This is a genomic window from uncultured Varibaculum sp. (genome assembly GCF_902489465.1).
Lineage (GTDB): Bacteria > Actinomycetota > Actinomycetes > Actinomycetales > Actinomycetaceae > Varibaculum.
The window spans coordinates 1-17,079 of the sequence record NZ_CABTZZ010000039.1 but is presented as its reverse complement, the minus strand read 5'-3'; the positions used below and the strand labels follow the sequence as shown (position 1 = coordinate 17,079).

16 protein-coding genes, 2 tRNA genes and 1 rRNA gene are annotated in these 17,079 nt (G+C 54.2%); 18 read left to right on the top strand and 1 reads right to left on the bottom strand.

The window, feature by feature from the left end:
• Window positions 1-3 precede the first annotated feature (3 nt).
• Window positions 4-120: ribosomal RNA gene (gene rrf / locus RDM26_RS07105) — 5S ribosomal RNA — on the top strand.
• 138 nt (window positions 121-258) lie between these two features.
• Window positions 259-1,473: a glycosyltransferase gene (locus RDM26_RS07100; protein ID WP_307738286.1), complete on the top strand. Its 1,215-nt coding sequence runs from the start codon at window positions 259-261 to the stop codon at window positions 1,471-1,473.
• 108 nt (window positions 1,474-1,581) lie between these two features.
• Here the strand turns inward: RDM26_RS07100 and RDM26_RS07095 are convergent, their stop codons facing one another.
• Entirely contained in the window at window positions 1,582-2,343 is a 762-nt protein-coding gene (locus tag RDM26_RS07095; RefSeq protein ID WP_060919933.1) for an IclR family transcriptional regulator, read from the bottom strand.
• A gap of 91 nt (window positions 2,344-2,434) precedes the next feature.
• On the opposite strand from RDM26_RS07095, the gene leuC reads away from it, so the two are divergent.
• The 16 genes from leuC to RDM26_RS07015 all read left to right on the top strand — a co-directional run bounded on the left by leuC (window position 2,435) and on the right by RDM26_RS07015 (window position 17,071).
• A complete protein-coding gene (leuC, locus tag RDM26_RS07090; RefSeq protein ID WP_307738285.1) occupies window positions 2,435-3,862 on the top strand; it encodes a 3-isopropylmalate dehydratase large subunit in 1,428 nt (475 codons plus the stop codon).
• A gap of 3 nt (window positions 3,863-3,865) precedes the next feature.
• Window positions 3,866-4,525, top strand: coding sequence for a 3-isopropylmalate dehydratase small subunit (leuD, locus tag RDM26_RS07085; protein ID WP_307738284.1), 660 nt, complete (start codon window positions 3,866-3,868; stop codon window positions 4,523-4,525).
• A 196-nt stretch (window positions 4,526-4,721) separates the two neighbouring features.
• The gene (gene murA / locus RDM26_RS07080; protein WP_307738283.1) at window positions 4,722-6,041 is read left to right on the top strand and encodes a UDP-N-acetylglucosamine 1-carboxyvinyltransferase; all 1,320 of its coding nucleotides are present in this window, start codon (window positions 4,722-4,724) and stop codon (window positions 6,039-6,041) included.
• A gap of 9 nt (window positions 6,042-6,050) precedes the next feature.
• Complete coding sequence (locus tag RDM26_RS07075) at window positions 6,051-6,905, top strand: 1-acyl-sn-glycerol-3-phosphate acyltransferase (RefSeq protein WP_307738282.1); 855 nt, start codon at window positions 6,051-6,053, stop codon at window positions 6,903-6,905.
• 2 nt (window positions 6,906-6,907) lie between these two features.
• Complete coding sequence (locus tag RDM26_RS07070; RefSeq protein WP_307738281.1) at window positions 6,908-7,933, top strand: NAD(P)H-dependent glycerol-3-phosphate dehydrogenase; 1,026 nt, start codon at window positions 6,908-6,910, stop codon at window positions 7,931-7,933.
• A 12-nt stretch (window positions 7,934-7,945) separates the two neighbouring features.
• Window positions 7,946-9,073 carry a D-alanine--D-alanine ligase gene (locus tag RDM26_RS07065; RefSeq protein ID WP_307738280.1) on the top strand — a complete coding sequence of 376 codons (1,128 nt, stop codon included), beginning with the start codon at window positions 7,946-7,948 and terminating at the stop codon, window positions 9,071-9,073.
• A gap of 66 nt (window positions 9,074-9,139) precedes the next feature.
• On the top strand, window positions 9,140-10,054 hold the full coding sequence (locus tag RDM26_RS07060) for a glutathione synthetase (protein ID WP_307738279.1): 915 nt from the start codon (window positions 9,140-9,142) through the stop codon (window positions 10,052-10,054).
• Window positions 10,055-10,176: 122 nt separating this feature from the next.
• Window positions 10,177-10,252: transfer RNA gene (locus RDM26_RS07055), tRNA-His, on the top strand.
• A gap of 203 nt (window positions 10,253-10,455) precedes the next feature.
• Entirely contained in the window at window positions 10,456-10,776 is a 321-nt protein-coding gene (rplU, locus tag RDM26_RS07050) for a 50S ribosomal protein L21 (protein WP_307738288.1), read from the top strand.
• 24 nt (window positions 10,777-10,800) lie between these two features.
• Window positions 10,801-11,052: a 50S ribosomal protein L27 gene (rpmA, locus tag RDM26_RS07045; RefSeq protein ID WP_122820018.1), complete on the top strand. Its 252-nt coding sequence runs from the start codon at window positions 10,801-10,803 to the stop codon at window positions 11,050-11,052.
• A 115-nt stretch (window positions 11,053-11,167) separates the two neighbouring features.
• Complete coding sequence (gene obgE, locus RDM26_RS07040) at window positions 11,168-12,688, top strand: GTPase ObgE (protein WP_307738278.1); 1,521 nt, start codon at window positions 11,168-11,170, stop codon at window positions 12,686-12,688.
• Between the two features lie 144 nt (window positions 12,689-12,832).
• The gene (nadD, locus tag RDM26_RS07035; protein WP_374041828.1) at window positions 12,833-13,450 is read left to right on the top strand and encodes a nicotinate-nucleotide adenylyltransferase; all 618 of its coding nucleotides are present in this window, start codon (window positions 12,833-12,835) and stop codon (window positions 13,448-13,450) included.
• The gene (locus RDM26_RS07030) at window positions 13,450-15,753 is read left to right on the top strand and encodes a hypothetical protein (RefSeq protein ID WP_307738277.1); all 2,304 of its coding nucleotides are present in this window, start codon (window positions 13,450-13,452) and stop codon (window positions 15,751-15,753) included. Before nadD ends, RDM26_RS07030 begins: the two co-directional genes overlap by 1 nt.
• A 9-nt stretch (window positions 15,754-15,762) precedes the next feature.
• Window positions 15,763-16,206, top strand: a complete 444-nt coding sequence (gene rsfS / locus RDM26_RS07025) for a ribosome silencing factor (RefSeq protein WP_307738276.1) — start codon at window positions 15,763-15,765, stop codon at window positions 16,204-16,206.
• Between the two features lie 7 nt (window positions 16,207-16,213).
• Window positions 16,214-16,858, top strand: a complete 645-nt coding sequence (locus tag RDM26_RS07020) for a histidine phosphatase family protein (RefSeq protein ID WP_307738275.1) — start codon at window positions 16,214-16,216, stop codon at window positions 16,856-16,858.
• Window positions 16,859-16,998: 140 nt separating this feature from the next.
• Window positions 16,999-17,071 (top strand) — tRNA-Ala (locus tag RDM26_RS07015).
• Window positions 17,072-17,079 lie beyond the last annotated feature (8 nt).

The window sequence follows — 17,079 nt, the reverse complement described above, 5'->3', positions numbered from 1 at the left end:
TCTTGTGGTGGTCATAGCGCCTAGGACACGCCCAGCCCCATCCCGAACCTGGAAGCTAAGCTAGGCAACGCTGATGGTACTACGCCCCAACGAGCGCGGGAGAGTAAGAAACCACCACAACCACATTAGTCTGGAGGCCAAACCCTTTTAGGGTTTGGCCTCCTGACTATATATTCAACTTATCGGGAGCATTACTGGGCACTAGCCGGGGAGACGGTTAACAGTAAGTGATGCTCAAACTATAGATAGGACAAAGGCATGCGTATCGGGATAGTTACAGACTGCTACCCGCCTCATATGGGGGGAATCGAAACTCAAACCTACAACTTAGCGCAACGCCTGAAAACAGCTGGCTATCTACCCGAAGTAATTACCGCTACCCGAGACGGATCCTTTGTCGGGAGACGCATAGAAGATCAAATCCCGGTGCATCGTTTAGGCATGCCAACCCTCGGGTTTACGCCTATAAACCCCTTTGCTGGCCCGCTATTTCGGGCTATTTTTCCCCGCTTTGATCTTTTACATGTACACGTGGGAGTTTTATCGCCATTTGCACACTTGGCTCTGCAAATCGCGGCAGGAAGCCAGATTCCCACTTTAGTTACCTTCCACTGTGAACTGGCCGCTTGGGCTCCATTAATGCGTAGCAGCGGCTTTTTCAACCGGTGGACAGAGGCGGGAATCCTGTTCGCTGGAGTTTCTTCACTAATGAACTCCCAAATCAACCAGTTACTAGCTCCCCAAAATCGGCGGTCTTGGCCGATAACTCCTAATGGAGTAGATACTGACTTTTGGTCAGCGGAAGCACCCGCCTCGGGATCGACGACTACCTGTGAAAATATAGACCGATTAGGCTCGCCAATAACAGCTTCTGACGCAAATCTTGCGGTTCCTGCAACTAAGACTTTTCACGCAGTCAGTGCTATCCGTTTAATGCCCCGCAAACGCCCACTGGCGCTCATTAAATTTACGGAAAGAGTAAACCAAATCCTAGGTAACCAAGGAAACTTGCAGCTAAAAATTTTTGGGGAAGGGACGCTGCGACCCCTGCTGCGTACGCAGCGGCAAGTTAGCCAAGGACAGGTTATCCTACCCGGTAGACAGGATCCGTCCGGTCTTTTAAGCGCCTACAGTCAGGCTGACTTTTTTATAACCTTATGCCTGCATGAAAGTTTCGGAATCGCGGCTGCGGAAGCGCGAGCTAGCGGGTTACCGGTAATCGTCCGCTCGCAAAGCCCCGTAACCGACTTCATTACCGAGGGCGTAACCGGTATTACCGCCGACACTGACGAGAAACTAGCGGAAAAAACTGCCGCCGCCCTCGTAAATGGAAAGCTGAATAATCTACGAGGCAACTGCAAGCGTCAGCCCAGCCCGGTCTCTTGGGAACGGTGCCTCCAGGCAACGCTGTCGGCCTATGAGCAGGCAATAGAGTATCGACGAAAAAGTAGCTTCCCGACGCAACTAACTTAAAGCAAATAGGGACAAGCCCTAGCGGAATCGATTTACCTCAGCGCGCGGTAGTACCGCGTAAAACGCGGATCCTGAGCAAATATAGGCACGCCCTCGAGAAAAATAGAGCTACTTCCCTTCGGCCTGCTTTTTTGCTGCCATAATCCCTTCTGCACGGCGCATAAAATCCGAGAGCCTACTGGCTGCAGCTACCACCGCTGGACCGTGAATCCTGCCCGGTTGGCGTCCCATACGGTCAATCGGGCCAGAAACACTTAAAGCCGCCACCACTTTTCCCGAGGCTAGCCGCACTGGCGCAGAAACCGAGGCCAAACCGGGTTCGCGTTCCCCGATAGATTGCGCCCAGCCCCTCCGGCGGACTACCGATAGTTGGGTGGCCGTGAAAGAGGCTCCTTGCAGGCCGCGATGTAAGCGGTCAGGTTCCTCCCAAGCGAGTAAAATCTGTGCAGCTGAACCCGCCTTCATGGACAGTGCCGAACCGGTGGGAGTCGAGTCACGCAGCCCTAGAGGAGACTCACAGCTAGCGACCACAATTCGCTGGTCTCCTTGGCGGCGATACATTTGCGTCGATTCTTGAGTGTGATCGCAAAGCGCTTTTAAAATTGGGCGAGCTGAAGCTAGGAGACGATCTTCCCCAGCTGCCGACGCTAGTTCCCCAATTCTCGGACCTAAAATAAAACGGCCATGTACATCTCGGGCCACGAAACGGTGATACTCCAAAGCGACCGCTAGGCGGTGTGCAGTCGGACGCGCCAGACCGGTACTGTTCACCAGCTGAGCCAGGGTGCCGGGCCCTGCTTCTAGGGCACTTAGGACGAGAGTGGCCTTGTCGAGAACCCCGACCCCACTTCCTTCACTTTTATTGTCCATGTATTGATATTGCCATCTTATAGCGTGGAATTCCAACTACACTTTCGAAAAGACATTACAAATCCATCGGGACGAGATCGAGGAGGCATACATGGCTAAGACCTTAGCGGAAAAAGTTTGGGCTGCTCACGTGGTTAAACACGGCGAAAATGGGGCACCCGACCTGCTATATATTGATCTCCATCTATGCCATGAGGTGACGAGCCCGCAAGCCTTTGCCGGGCTGCGGATGGCAGGACGAAAAGTACGCCGCCCCGACCTGACTATCGCCACCGAGGATCACAACACTCCCACAGTTGATATTGATCTACCGATTAAAGATCAGACCTCCGCCATTCAGATTCGTACCTTGCGTGAAAATGCCAAAGAGTTCGGAATCCGGTTGCACTCCCTGGGGGACGCTGATCAAGGAATCGTGCATGTAGTTGGCCCCCAGCTGGGACTTACGCAACCCGGGATGACTATTGTTTGCGGCGACTCCCACACTTCTACTCACGGAGCTTTCGGGGCGTTAGCTTTTGGGATAGGCACTTCCCAGGTAGAGCAGGTCTTAGCCACCCAAACTCTGCCACTTAAACCCTTTAAAACTATGGCGGTTAATATTCCGGGGGAACTACCTCCCGGAGTTTCTGCAAAAGATATTATCTTGACGATTATCGCCAAAATCGGTACCGGAGGCGGGCAGGGCTACGTGATTGAGTATCGTGGCAAAGCCATCGAAAACCTCTCTATGGAAGGGAGGATGACCATCTGTAATATGTCGATTGAGGCGGGGGCACGGGCAGGAATGATCGCCCCTGACCAAACGACTTTTGACTATATTAAGGGGCGTCCTCATGCCCCTAATGGTGAACAATGGGAGGCGGCCATCCGCTACTGGCAGAGTTTACGTACTGATCCAGATGCCCACTTCGACCGGGAAGTCACGATTCCCGCCGAGACTATCGAGCCTTTCGTAACCTGGGGCACCAATCCCGGGCAAGGGGTGCCGCTTAGTGGGAAAGTACCTGATCCTGAGCAGCTACGCACCGATAGTGAGCAAGATGCTGCCCGGCGTTCCCTAGAATATATGGCTCTAACTCCGGGTACCCCGATGCGCGATATTAAAGTGGACACGGTTTTTATTGGCTCGTGCACCAATGGAAGAATCGAAGATTTACGCACCGTAGCTCAGGTTTGGCGAGGACGTAAGAAAGCTGAGGATGTGCGAGTACTGGTGGTACCGGGGTCTGCTAGGGTGCGGCTACAAGCCGAAGCCGAAGGGTTAGATAAAATTTTCACCAGCTTCGGGGCGCTCTGGCGCAATGCTGGCTGCTCAATGTGTCTAGGAATGAATCCGGACAAGCTGGGAGAGGGGGAGCGTTCGGCTTCTACCTCGAACCGAAACTTTGAGGGGCGGCAAGGCAAGAACTCGCGTACCCATTTGGTGTCGCCGGCGATTGCGGCCGCCACTGCGGTAACGGGGCATTTATCAAGTCCGCGAGATTTACCGGAAGTAACCACCAGGAAAGAGGATTAAATAATGGAAAAATTTATCTCCCATACTGGTATTGCCGCCCCGTTGCGCCGTTCGAATGTTGATACCGATCAGATTATTCCGGCAGTCTATTTAAAGCGAGTGACTAAAACGGGGTTTGAGGACGGTCTTTTTGCGTCCTGGCGGCAAGATAAAGACTTCGTGTTAAATCTAGCTCCTTTCAAGCAGGCATCTATTTTGGTTGCCGGCCCAGACTTTGGTACTGGATCCAGCCGAGAACATGCAGTCTGGGCGTTGCGGGACTATGGTTTCAAAGTGGTTTTAGCTCCCAAATTTGCCGATATTTTTCGCGGTAACTGTGAAAAAGATGGCATGGTGTCCGGGGTTATTAGCCTCGAAGACTGCCAGACTTTGTGGAAGTTGTTAGAAGGAGAACCGGGTAGCACCGTTACCGTTGACTTAAAGGAACAGAGCGTTACTTGCGGGGCTTTTTCATGCAGTTTCCAAATAGATAGCTATACCCGCTGGCGCCTTATGGAAGGCCTAGACGATATTGATCTCACCTTGCGAGATGAGGACGCTATTAGTGCTTTCGAAACGGCGCGGCCAGAGTTTTTGCCCCGCACCCTGCCGGCGAAACATTTACCTCCTCGAGAGGTAGTTTCTGCGCGTGAGGTTCCGCTAGGAATTCCTGAGTTCAAGTAGCTTTCGGAGCCCCTTAGTGGCGCTGGTTCCCCTAGTTAAAGCTATCGGGAGTGCCCTGTCCCACTCCCGATACTCGCTACCCGATATTTTGGTGCGATTTCCCTCGCCAAAAGCGCAATTCCTGTCAGGTGTCTGCCTACAACTGCGAGGGCGGGTACACTAGGCATATTGAGGAAAGCGGAAAAGGAAATAACAGGTGGAACCGGTTCTAGAAGTGCAAGGCGGACATCCGCTGACAGGCCGTATAAAGGTACGGGGAGCAAAGAATTTTGTCCCCAAAGCGATGGTGGCAGCGCTGCTAGGCACTACCCCTTCTATTTTGAAAAATGTGCCCCTAATTCGGGATGTAGATATCGTCTGCGGTTTGCTGGAACTGCATGGAGTGAAAACTGATTACGACTCCGGCAGCGGCCAGCTGCTTATCGACCCCTCTAATGTAGAGGCTGCCCAGGTAGCCAGTATCGATACCTTGGCGGGATCGTCGCGAATCCCGATTCTATTTTGCGGACCGCTCTTGCATCGCCTCGGCGAAGCCATCATCCCAGATCTGGGGGGATGCGTGATTGGTGATCGTCCGATCGATTTCCACCTGTCTATTTTGCGCTCTTTCGGTGCCCAGGTAGACAAACTGGAATCGGGGATCCATATCGCCGCTCCCGAGGGGCTACAGGGAGCGGTTATTGAACTGCCCTATCCTTCAGTAGGGGCAACTGAACAGACCCTGCTGGCAGGAGTGCAAGCCGAAGGGATCACGGAACTGCGGGGAGCCGCCATTGAACCGGAAATCATGGATCTGATCAATGTGCTACAAAAAATGGGCGCGATCATCAGCGTAGATACTGATCGCACTATTCGGATTGAGGGGGTAGAGAATCTGGAAGGATTTACCCACACCGCCCTTGCTGATAGGATTGAAGCTGCTTCTTGGGGGTCTGCGGCGCTGGCTACTCACGGCGATATTTTTGTCGAGGGCGCTTCTCAGCCGGAAATGATTACTTTCTTGAACATGTTCCGTAAGGTGGGGGGCGCGTTCTCGGTGGAACCAGACGGGATTCGCTTCTACCATCCGGGCGGAGAACTAAAGCCGATTGTGCTAGAAACCAATGTGCATCCCGGCTTCATGACTGACTGGCAACAACCCATGGTAGTGGCTCTCACCCAGGCGCACGGCCTTTCGATTGTGCATGAAACCGTCTATGAGCAGCGTTTTGGTTTCACTAAGGCTCTAAATAAAATGGGAGCCCAAATCCAGCTGTATAGGGAGTGCCTAACCGGGTTAACCTGTCGTTTTGGGCAAAGAAACTATTATCATTCTGCCGCGATTTCGGGGCCTACCCCGCTGCATGGCGCCGATATTACTATCCCTGATCTGCGGGGAGGATTCTCCCATTTGATCGCGGCACTGGCGGCTGAAGGAAAATCTACAGTCCGGGGAATCGATATGATTAGCCGCGGATACGAGCATTTTCTTACTAAACTGGGCGCATTAGGTGCACAAGTCAAGCTGGAAAAATAAGGGGTAACTATGGCCGGTGAGTTTTCTCGCTTCTATAAGTTTTGTGTGCGCGTGGCGCGTATCCCCATTGGGGCGGTTACTCGCCGACATTGGGAGGGCGAGGAAAACCTGCCCAAAGAAGGCGGGTTCGTGGCGGTAGTCAACCATATTTCTGAGTTTGACTCCATGACCATGATGCACTTTATGACCAGTGCCGGGTATCCGGTGCGGGTTCTTTGCAAAGAGGAACTCTTTAAAGTTCCGATCCTGGGATCGATTATGCGTTCATGTGGGCAAATCCCGGTTTATCGAGAATCAAGTCATTCTCGGGATGCGCTGTCTGCCGCCATCAAAGGATTGCAAGCCGGAGAATGTATCACGGTTTATGGAGAGGGCACTCTTACCCGCGATCCCGACTTTTGGCCAATGCGCATGAAAACTGGGGCGGCGCGGATGGCGCTGCGTGCCCGGGTTCCGTTAGTTCCAGTGGTGCAGTGGGGGGCGCAAGACGTCCTCGACCGGTACGGGCGCCGCCCAGACCTGAAGGGAAAAAAGGACGTCTGGGTTAAAGCCTTACCAGCAGTAGACCTATCTGATCTATATGACCGGGCTGAAGAACCCGCAGCTTGGTATCAGGCAACCGAAAGAATCGAAGAGGCGATCTGCCGTGGCCTGGAACAGATCCGGGGAATAAAAATGCCGCACCTTCCTCTAGATCGCAAATCTGCCCAGTTGCCTTCTAAGAAACAGTTAGGGGTAGCCGCTAAAGCATGGCGAGCAGATCATCCGGGAAAGCTGGTAACCGCGCGTAGCCTCGGAGAGTTCGACCCCTATTTAGAAAGTGCATCTAAGAGTACTAACCCTTCAACGCAGGAGGATAGCTAATAATGGCGACCTCCTCGGCTCGCACAGTCGCCGTGCTGGGCGCAGGTGCCTGGGGAACAGTGTTTGCACAGATTTTAGCGGATGCCGGCAACGAAGTACGGATCTGGGCACGGCGGCCAGAGCTAGCCGCCCAAATCAATGAGGGGGGCAATCCCCGCTACGTGCCCGGGACACCTTTGCATGGTCTTAAAGCATCCAGCGACTTGCAATGGGTATGCGAGGGCGCCGGAATGGTAGTGGTGTCTATCCCCTCTAATGGGGTACGTACTTTACTTCAGCAGGTTCGTGACTTCCTCCCTCTAAACGCCACCGTAGTTTCGCTGGTAAAAGGGCTAGAAGCTGGCACTTTACAAACGATGACTGAAGTAATCGCGCAGGCGGGCAAGATTCACCCGTCCCGGATAGTGGCGGTGTCCGGGCCGAACCTCTCCGGAGAGATCGCCCACCACGAACCGACAGGAGCGGCGGTTGCGGGGGAAGACTCTTGGCGCGCCGGGTTAGTAGCATCGCGTATCCATACCCATTATTTCCGCCCCTACGTGGCTGAAGACATAGTAGGAGTAGAAATCGGGGGAGTGGTAAAAAACGTTATCGCCATGGCAGTAGGGGCGGCTGACGGCCTCGGGTTAGGGGTTAATTCCCGCTCTTTCCTGATCACTCGCGGCCTGGCCGAAATGGTGCGTTTAGGGGTAGCTATGGGCGCAAAGTCAGAGACTTTCCTGGGACTGGCCGGGCTCGGCGATCTGGTAGCTACCTGTTCGTCGTCCTCGTCACGAAACTTTTCCTTTGGTTATCGCCTGGGAAAGGGGATGAGCGTTGCCGAAGCGTTAGAGGCCTCGGCCGGTACGGTTGAGGGGGCACGATCTTGCCCGGTAGTGCGCGATTTGGCGCATAAACATGGAGTGTCGATGCCGATTAACTCGGCTGCCTATCGGGTGATTAGCGGGAAACAAAGCTTAGAAGAAGCGTTAGTATCTTTGACTGCCGGGCCACGGGTGACTGATGGCCCCAGTGCGCGAATGGTATAGAGAGGATCGACCGTGACGCAAAATAATCAAAGTAAACCTCGGGTATTAGTACTGTTCGGGGGAGAATCTGGGGAGCATGGGATTTCTTGTGCGACTGCTGCCGGAGTAGTACAAGCCATCGACCATGACCGTTTCGAGGTAGTTACCGTAGGGATTACCCAGCAAGGTCAGTGGGTGCCGGTAGATTTCAGCTCCGAACAGTTTCAGCTATCTGATACCGGCGTAGCGGAAGTTCCTGCTGAAAATCGCCAGTTATTCCTATCCCCCGGAGATGGACACGTGGTGAGTCTACCCACCCAACTGGGGTCAGAGTTTTCCTTGAGTGATCTAGGCAGTTTTGACGTAGTGTTCCCGCTGCTGCATGGACCTTTCGGTGAGGATGGAACGGTACAGGGACTGCTAGAAATGATGCACCTGCCGTATGTGGGTTGCGGAGTGCTGGCATCGGCAGCCGCTATGGATAAACCCACCACCAAGGTGCTTTTGCAAGAGGCGAAGTTGCCTGCGGGAAACTGGGAAGCCGTGACCGCAAGGCAGTGGAAGCGTGAGCGTTCCGAGGTAATGGGACGTATAGAGCAGCTGGGATTACCGGTTTTTGTCAAGCCGGCACGGGCTGGCTCTTCCCTGGGGATCACCAAGGTTAGCACCGCCCTCGACCTGGAAGCAGCGATCACCAAGGCACAAGCGGTGGATCCGCGGGTAATAGTGGAGCAAGAACTCACCGGTTTCGAGGTTGAATGCGCAGTTTTACAGGGAGCAGATGGGCATCCGCGTACCAGCGAACCGGGACGCATCGCTATGGATGCTGAGGTGCCATTTTATGACTATGAAACCAAATACTTCGGGGAGGATACCGTCAGTTTAGAGATACCGGCGAAAATACCCGCGCATTTGGCTACGCAAGTACGACAGATAGCGGGACAAGCCTTTGAAGCGCTCGGGTGTGAAGGCTTGGCGCGAGTGGACTTTTTTGTCGATCCGGAAAAAGAATCGGTAGTAATCAACGAAGTTAACACCATGCCCGGTTTCACCCCATTTTCTATGTATCCTAAGCTGTGGGAACATATGGGAATTGGGTATTCCCAGTTGATGGAAGAACTGATTTCTTTAGCATTATCACGTCCAGTGGGATTGAGATAAGTTATTTCAATAGAATAGGGATAATTTCTTAGGCTAATGACGAGCAGAACAATTAGGGTTGGAGATATGGCGAAAAAACGCGTTACTTTAGTAACTTGTGCGCAGTATCCGGATCTATCCGAGGACGAGGCTGGGCTAGTTGACGAATTGAACTCGCGGGGAGTCGATGCTCGGATCGCGATCTGGAATGATCCCCACGTGGATTGGGAAGAAGCGGGGGTGTGTGTAATCCGCGCCGTGAGGGATTACGCCACTAACCGCGAAGAATTCGTGCAGTGGGCGCACCAGGTTCCGCGTTTGTTAAATCCGGCGGATGTGACCGAGTGGGCCACCGATAAACACTACTTGCTCAATCTGCAAGAGCAAGGGGTGCCCGTGATCCCTACTAGCTGGTTAGAGCCAGAACAGCACCTGAATAAACACCAGGTACACACCAGATTTCCGGCCTATGGGGAGTTCGTAGTCAAACCGGCAGTCTCTTCCGGGGGAAGGGAAATGGGTCGTTATGACGCCAATAACGGAATGGCACGAATGGCGGCAGTAACCCACGCCAATCGTCTCCTACAAGAGGGACGCTCAGTGATGGTGCAGCGTTACCTATCAGAAGTTGATGAGCACGGTGAATACTCTTTGGTTTATATGAACGGGGTGTTATCGCACTCGGTCGAAAAGGCTGCTATGCTCACCAACCCCAATACCACTGAGATACAGGCGCAAGAAACAGTAACCGGTAACCGGCAGCCAAATTCCGAAGAGTGGATTTTTGGAGAAAAGGTACGTTCGGCGATTCATCGCATGATTAAACAGCGCCTGGGACATGATCAGCATCTGCTGTTCTTGCGCATTGACATTGTTCCTGATGGGAAAGGATCCTATTACCTGATGGAAGTTTCCCCGGTTGACGGTTCGTTGTATCTACGTACTCGCGAGGACGGGATCGGTACTTTCGCGGACGCAATTTGTAATCGCGTTTTCTGGTGAAGGCAGATTCTTACCTGCAAGGATAGTAGATGTGAGCGGATACATAGCCCGCAAGCGTCGCAATAATTTCACCTGAAGCCCCCGGTTAGATAAAGTGGGTATTCGTCGCTAAGCGATAAATGGTGGCTGTAGTTCAGTTGGTAGAACGCCTGGTTGTGGTCCAGGAGGTCGCGGGTTCGAGCCCCGTCAGCCACCCCATACGGCAGCTGTCCTGCAGTTTGCCGCATAGGCGGTTCAAATGATTCCTTGAACTTGCGGTGGCAGATAACACACTGTCTGGACAGGGATTTTGTTTGAAAAATGCCGCTGGTATCGACTACCCTGGTTAGTCGGTGCTGGTTGTTTGGAAGGCCGGCTGGGTTCGGTTTTCCGGACACAAGAAAATGTACGTGACTAAGGAAATGAGCAGCAAAGTGGTCTACGCGATCGTCAAGGCGGGCGGACGTCAAGAAAAGGTCTCCGTCGGGGATGTAGTCGTCGTCGACAAGCTGGCAGCAGAGGTTGGCGATACCGTCGATTTCAAGCCAGTGATGGTAGTTGACGGTGACCAAGTCACCTCCGACGCCGCTGATCTAGAGAAAATCAAGGTAACGGCTGAGGTCTTAGAACAGACAAAAGGACCGAAGGTACGGATTCTGAAGTTCAAGAACAAGACCGGATACACTCGCCGCATGGGCCACCGTGCCAAGCTGACCCAGGTGAAGATCACTGAGATCGCCTAACCTCAGGCAAGAAAGGAAAAGAAAATGGCACATAAGAAAGGGCTAGGTTCCTCTTCTAACGGCCGTGACTCTAACCCGCAGTACCTGGGGATCAAGCGTTACGGTGGAGAAAGCGTCAACGCCGGGGAGATCCTGGTTCGTCAGCGGGGAAGCAAGTATCACCCCGGGACTAACGTGGGAATGGGCAAGGATGACACTCTCTTTGCTTTGGCCGCCGGATCTGTTGAGTTCGGTCGCAAGCGCGGTCGTAAAGTGGTAAATGTAGTTTCGGCGTAAAGCAAAGCAAATTCTTTTCATAGGTAGCGGGGTCGGGTGGCGACCCCGCTACACTTGTATAGTGACCAACGGGCGGTTGCTAGTGACTTTTCCGCCTCACCTCTAAGGAGTAAGCATGGCCAGTTTTGTTGATCGAGTAAAAATCGATGTGACTGCCGGTAATGGCGGTAATGGCTGTGTCAGTGTTAGGCGCGAAAAATATAAACCGCTGGGCGGCCCCGATGGGGGCGATGGGGGACGCGGCGGCAGCGTGTTCTTAGAGGTAGATCCCCAGTCGCATACCCTGCTCGATTACCACCATTTACCACATCGCAAAGCCACTAACGGCACTCCCGGGATGGGCGACAATCGGGAGGGTGCGAACGGAGAAGATCTGGTACTGCCGGTTCCTCCCGGCACGGTAGTTAAATCTGTAGCTGGCGAGATTCTGGCGGATCTACAAGGAGCCGGCTCGCGCTTGGAGGTTGCGCGCGGGGGAACTGGCGGTAAAGGAAACGCTGCGTTGGCTACTCGCAAGCGTAAAGCCCCCGGATTTGCACTCCTGGGGGAGGAGGGGGAGTCTCGTGTCCTTATTCTCGAGCTAAAATCGGTGGCCGATGTGGGGCTGGTAGGGTTCCCGTCCTCCGGTAAATCTTCCCTGATTGGAGCTATTTCGGAGGCGAAGCCGAAGATTGCGGATTATCCGTTCACTACTTTGGTGCCAAACTTGGGGGTGGTTCAGGCTGGCGACGAACGTTTCACAGTGGCAGATGTTCCGGGTCTGATACCGGGAGCCTCCCAGGGGAAGGGGCTGGGGCTGGACTTCCTCCGTCATATTGAGCGTTGCGCAGTGATTGCGCACGTGGTGGACTGTGCGAATATGGAGTCCGAGCGTAACCCGGTTGATGATATTAAAGCTTTAGAAGCCGAATTGGCAGCTTATGAAAGCGACCTGGACGAGGTTTCGGGATATGTGCCTTTGGGTGAGCGTCCTCGAGTAATTATTCTGAATAAGATGGACATTCCCGATGCCGCAGACATGGCGAAACTACAAGCAGAACAATTAGCCGAATTTGGTTGGCCCATGTATGCCGTTTCCGCGGTTACTGGTCGCGGTCTGGATGCTTTAGTGTTTGCCTTGGCAGAAATGGTATTGCGGCTGCGTAAAACGGAGCCAGAACGCGAAGTCCAGCCGGTACAGGTGTTGCGACCGCAGGCTGTGGGGGATTCCAGTTTTACGGTTACGAAGCAAAAAACTGGGCAAGGACTGGTTTATCAGGTGCGGGGAGAAAAACCCGAACGCTGGGTTAAGCAGACGGACTTTGCCAATGATGAGGCGATCGGCTTCTTAGCAGACCGACTCTACAACTTAGGGGTGGAAGCAGAGCTACTCCAATCCGGTGCCCAGAGCGGAGATACCGTGGTTATCGGCGAGATGGAAGGCGGAGTGATCTTCGACTTCGAACCTTTGCAATCGGCCGGTGCCGAACTGCTGGGTGCCCGCGGGCAAGATTTACGTTTAGGGGGATCTAGCCGGCGTACTAACCAGGAGCGGCGCGAGCAATATCATCAGATGATGGATGGGAAAGAAGAAGCTCGTCAGAATTTGCGGCGGGAAGCTGAACAGGGGTTGTGGACGGATCCCTCTACGGACTAGCTGATTAGCGAGTCAAAATAGTCGTTTTGTCGACAAATCATTTACTTCAGTCACGAAGAACGGTAAACGATATTAGGACTCGCTCACCTTTGGTAGGATTGAAACTACCGGTCTAGCAGAAAAGCTGGCAAGAAGGGGTATTTAATGGCGGTAGGCATGGGCGTCACTGGCAGACGTATCGGGGTAATGGGGGGTACCTTCGACCCGATTCATCATGGTCACTTGGTGGCGGCATCTGAGGTGCAGCACCGCTATGGCCTTGATGAAGTCATTTTCGTGCCGACAGCTACCCAGCCGTTTAAGAAGGGACGACGGGTTACTGTGCCAGAGCATCGCTATTTGATGACCTCTATCGCTACCGCCTCCAATCCGCGTTTTACCGTTTCTCGCGTGGATATTGAACGGGGCGAAACTACCTACACGGTAGACACCTTGCGGGATTTAAAGCGGGAACGTCCTGGTTGTGACCTCTTTTTTATTACTGGGGCGGATGCTTTGCGTAAAATTATGGATTGGAAAAACGCGGACGAACTGTTCCAATTGGCGCGATTTGTAGGGGTAACCCGCCCCGGTTACCGCTGGGGTAATACCGAAAAACTACCTGCCGAGCGGGTGTCTTTGTTAGAGGTACCTGCCATGGCTATTTCTTCGACCGACATCCGCCAGCGGGTGGTATCTGGGGCTCCGATCTGGTACTTGACTCCGGATGGGGTTGTGCAATACATCGCGAAATATGGTCTTTATCGGGAGGATAACCACTAATGAGCGAAACAGACTTTCCGAATCGCCCTGAGGGGCAGACATATTCGCCGATTTCTAAGTACGGCCAGATTTCTATTGCGGAACAGTTAGCTCGCCTGGAGGAGATCCGCACCGGAGGGCGACGTCCAACTTATCGCCCCCAGCCGACTTCGCAAGAATCCCAATGGGGACAGATCCAAGAAGGATTTAGCCAAGTTGAAGGGGATATTTCTTGGCAACTACGCCAGGAATCATTGGCATCTGAGCAGCAAACGCATCGTAATCTTAGCCCGGAACAAGATGGGCGCAGTTGGGTACAGGAGTATCGAGAAAAGCAGCAGATGCGTAAAGTCGCGCGAGAGGCGCGAGAAAAGGCGGAGGCTGATTTACAGCGGCTATTAAAGGAACGGGAGGAAGCTCAGGCATATGCCCGGGAACAGGAACGTTTGGCGGCTCAGGCTGCGGAACGTTTGCGCCAGTTAGAGGATGCCGAGCAGGAGGCTTTGCGTACTGCCGCCCGTCAGCAGCAGCGTCGGGAACAGCAAGTTTTAAACACGCAAGTCGCGGAAGAAAAATCTGAAGCCGAAAAAATGGCGGAGCTATTGGCTTCGTTTCAAAATCTACAGGCAGCAGCTGCTCAGCAACCAGCAGACGCTCCTACTGCTCCGGCTGATGCTACGTCGCGGGCAGCCGAGGCGATCCCCAAAGAGTTACAACCGGTTCCGCAAGTTCCGGGGCAGTCTCTGCCGCGAGAATCGCAAACCGAACCTCGCCCTCGCGCCGTCCCGCAAAAGCCGGCGGTCCCGGTCACACCAGCTACGCAACCGGAATCTCCCCGACAAACTCCTGCAGTTGAGGCGAAGATACAGGCGGGGGTAACTTCCGCTTCGGTACATTCAGGGGAGCGACATCCGCAGGCTCCCTCACGGATTTTTGCAGACGTCCCCAGCAGGGGCAGTAAACCAGTTTATTCTCCACCAAATGCCGGCGAGGATTTTTCTGTCCCTTCCCCGGGGGCAGCGCCGGTTCTTGATGCCGATACTACCCAGCCCGTGAGAGTAAGTCCGATTGACGCTCTCGCTGATAAGGCCGACGACCGGGCACTTGCCGATAGTTTAGCTTTTGCAGCTACCAGCAAGAATCTTTCGGCAACTAGGTCAGCTCCGACTCCGACTTCGGCGCGGGCTCCGCAGATGCCGGCGCACCTGCCTGCCAATACTGCCCCGGCGCCCTCCACCCCTGCTTCCTCCCAGGCTAGGGGACAGGCAAGAGATGCTCGCTCGCAGGATGCTTCTGCCATGGCTCCAGTCGCGCAGGTACAGGCAGCGCCGGCCGCTCCTAGCATGCAGAATACCCCGCAAAGCGCTGCGCGGGGATTAGCACCTGAGGTGGCTAACTTATCTCCATTAAATATATCTGCTGGTGAAGCCAGTTCCGCAGCCGAGCTATTCCAGCAGGCATTGGCGCAAAGTAAAATGGGGGTACCCAAACCGACCGCAGCCTCTTCTGCGTCGCGCACCTTAGCGGGGAGTACCGCCAGTCAGGTATCTGTGCGTCCAGCTCCCGCGCCCCCGGTTGCTACTGCAGGGCAGCGCCAAGTTTCAGCTTTTCCTGCTGCTAGACAGGTCGAACCGCAAGTTTCGCAAGTGCAGGCCGCTCCCGCTCCTGCGTCCAGCGTGCAGACTGCCTCTCCAGCTCCCGCTGTTCCCGCTCAGGCTAACGTGGTGCAGCCCCAGCGTGCGGTGGCGCAATCAGTGGCAACGCCTCCGGCAGCAAAGCCGGCACAGCCAGCGCCGGCACCGGTTCCGGGAACCATGCAAGGATCGCCCGCAACGCAGCCGGCTTATGCGCCGTCCGCGGCTCCGGCTCCCCAAGCCCCAGCTCCGGCGCCTACAGCCGCTACGGCTACTGTTGCCAGTCCGCTAAGGGCTCCAGCTGCGGTTGCCAGCCCGACAGTAGCGCCGGTAACCGACTCCTCGGAAGCTAAACCGAGCGATGCCGCGCTCACTTCCACCGAAAGCGAGCCTCCGCAAGAGGAGAAAACCCGGTGGTGGCAGCGGAAACGCAAAGCAAAAAAAGCTGAGGCCCCGGAGCAGGAAGACACTCGCGCCGGGGCGTGGCAAGAATCCGCTGACGAGGAGGGTGAGGAAGAGCCGCTAACGTTTATCCAAACGTTCTTGCGTTGGGTGCTTAGGCTATCTGTCTTGCTGATTATTGCTTTGGGAATGGTGCTTACTATGGATCGACCAGTGATTTCTCAAACGATGGGGCAGGATATCTTCCAACCCGGTATCGTAGATAATGTAACCGTTACTCAAATATAGGAGTTTTTCTTGGTCGAAAAGCTTGACTCACGTCAATTAGCTGAGATCGCTGCCCAGGCGGCTGCCAGTAAACTGGCGACTGATGTGGTGGCGATTGATGTGCACGAGCAAACTATTATTACTGATATTTTTGTGATTTGTTCGGCCGATAATCCCCGCCAAGCGCGCGCGATTATGAATGAAGTCGATCATGCCTGCCATGATGCGGGCGCTGATCCGACCACTATTGAGGGTAATGATGAATTCCGGTGGGTACTCATGGAGTTACCGGGAGTAATCGTGCATATTTTCCTGGCTGAGGAGCGCAAATATTATGGGCTGGAGCGACTGTGGAATGACTGTCCACGCATCGAGTTGCCTGATTTAGAGGAGGCAGCCCAGGCAGAACAGTCTCAGGTAGCTGCTCAAGGGGCGCGTCAGGATGCTACGAGTTTGATTGTAGGACTAGATTAGGCAACTCATGGCGAAGAAGATTGTCCTTTGGCGACACGGTCAAACTGACTATAACTTGCAGGGACGGGTGCAAGGTCAGGTGGATATCCCCCTTAATCAGGCGGGGCTAGCCCAGGCAGCGGTGGCCGCGGAAGAGCTAGTTAAACTCAAGCCTGAGCGGATTGTGTGTTCTGATTTGCGGCGGGCTCAGGATACGGGACAGGCTTTGGCTGATCTTTGTGGCGAGAGCGTTGAGTTTGGGGTTGACGAGCGCCTGCGCGAGCGTGCCTTTGGGGATTTTGAGGGTCTTTCGGTGAAGGAACTGCAAGATCGTTTTGCGGCGCGTTATGAAGAATGGCGGGGAACCGGGGAATGTCCCCTGGCGGGTGTAGAGTCGCGCGGTGAAGTCGGGTCGCGGGTTGCCGAATGTGTTGGTGATCATTTTGCCGAGGTAGAGGGCGTCTTAGTGGTGGTTTCTCATGGTTCAGCTTTGACGCAGGGATTGGTGAAAATCCTAGGTTTGGATCCGTTGGCATGGCAGGGACTGCGAGGGTTAGATAATTGCCACTGGTCTACAGTGATTCCTTACTCGCGTAAGCCGGGATGGCGTCTGGTTTCGCACAATATTGGAGCCCCCGAGCTTCCCGGTTCAGCTCTACCTTCCTTGGCATAGGGCGTGTGGCAGGGTGCGAGCTGTGGGAATAACGACTATGTCGGAATACACAGACGCGCGATTTGAAGTAAAGGCTCACTGTTAGTTAAAGTTATTTGGTGCCTACCGAACAGGCTTGTGAAAGGTAGGACGTAGCTTTCGGGGCTATAGCGCAGTTGGTAGCGCGCTTCCATGGCATGGAAGAGGTCGCGGGTTCGATTCCCGCTAGCTCCACGATGTGA

Excerpts from the sequence above, each read along its gene's own strand:
- RDM26_RS07060 (WP_307738279.1), top strand. The coding sequence starts at position 9,140 with ATGGCGAAAAAACGCGTTACTTTAGTAACTTGTGCGCAGTATCCGGAT.
- obgE (WP_307738278.1), top strand. The coding sequence starts at position 11,168 with ATGGCCAGTTTTGTTGATCGAGTAAAAATCGATGTGACTGCCGGTAAT.
- RDM26_RS07020 (WP_307738275.1), top strand. The coding sequence starts at position 16,214 with ATGGCGAAGAAGATTGTCCTTTGGCGACACGGTCAAACTGACTATAAC.
- RDM26_RS07095 (WP_060919933.1), bottom strand. The coding sequence starts at position 2,343 with ATGGACAATAAAAGTGAAGGAAGTGGGGTCGGGGTTCTCGACAAGGCC.
- RDM26_RS07100 (WP_307738286.1), top strand. The coding sequence starts at position 259 with ATGCGTATCGGGATAGTTACAGACTGCTACCCGCCTCATATGGGGGGA.
- RDM26_RS07075 (WP_307738282.1), top strand. The coding sequence starts at position 6,051 with ATGGCCGGTGAGTTTTCTCGCTTCTATAAGTTTTGTGTGCGCGTGGCG.
- nadD (WP_374041828.1), top strand. The coding sequence starts at position 12,833 with ATGGCGGTAGGCATGGGCGTCACTGGCAGACGTATCGGGGTAATGGGG.
- leuD (WP_307738284.1), top strand. The coding sequence starts at position 3,866 with ATGGAAAAATTTATCTCCCATACTGGTATTGCCGCCCCGTTGCGCCGT.
- leuC (WP_307738285.1), top strand. The coding sequence starts at position 2,435 with ATGGCTAAGACCTTAGCGGAAAAAGTTTGGGCTGCTCACGTGGTTAAA.
- rpmA (WP_122820018.1), top strand. The coding sequence starts at position 10,801 with ATGGCACATAAGAAAGGGCTAGGTTCCTCTTCTAACGGCCGTGACTCT.
- rplU (WP_307738288.1), top strand. The coding sequence starts at position 10,456 with ATGAGCAGCAAAGTGGTCTACGCGATCGTCAAGGCGGGCGGACGTCAA.
- RDM26_RS07070 (WP_307738281.1), top strand. The coding sequence starts at position 6,908 with ATGGCGACCTCCTCGGCTCGCACAGTCGCCGTGCTGGGCGCAGGTGCC.
- RDM26_RS07030 (WP_307738277.1), top strand. The coding sequence starts at position 13,450 with ATGAGCGAAACAGACTTTCCGAATCGCCCTGAGGGGCAGACATATTCG.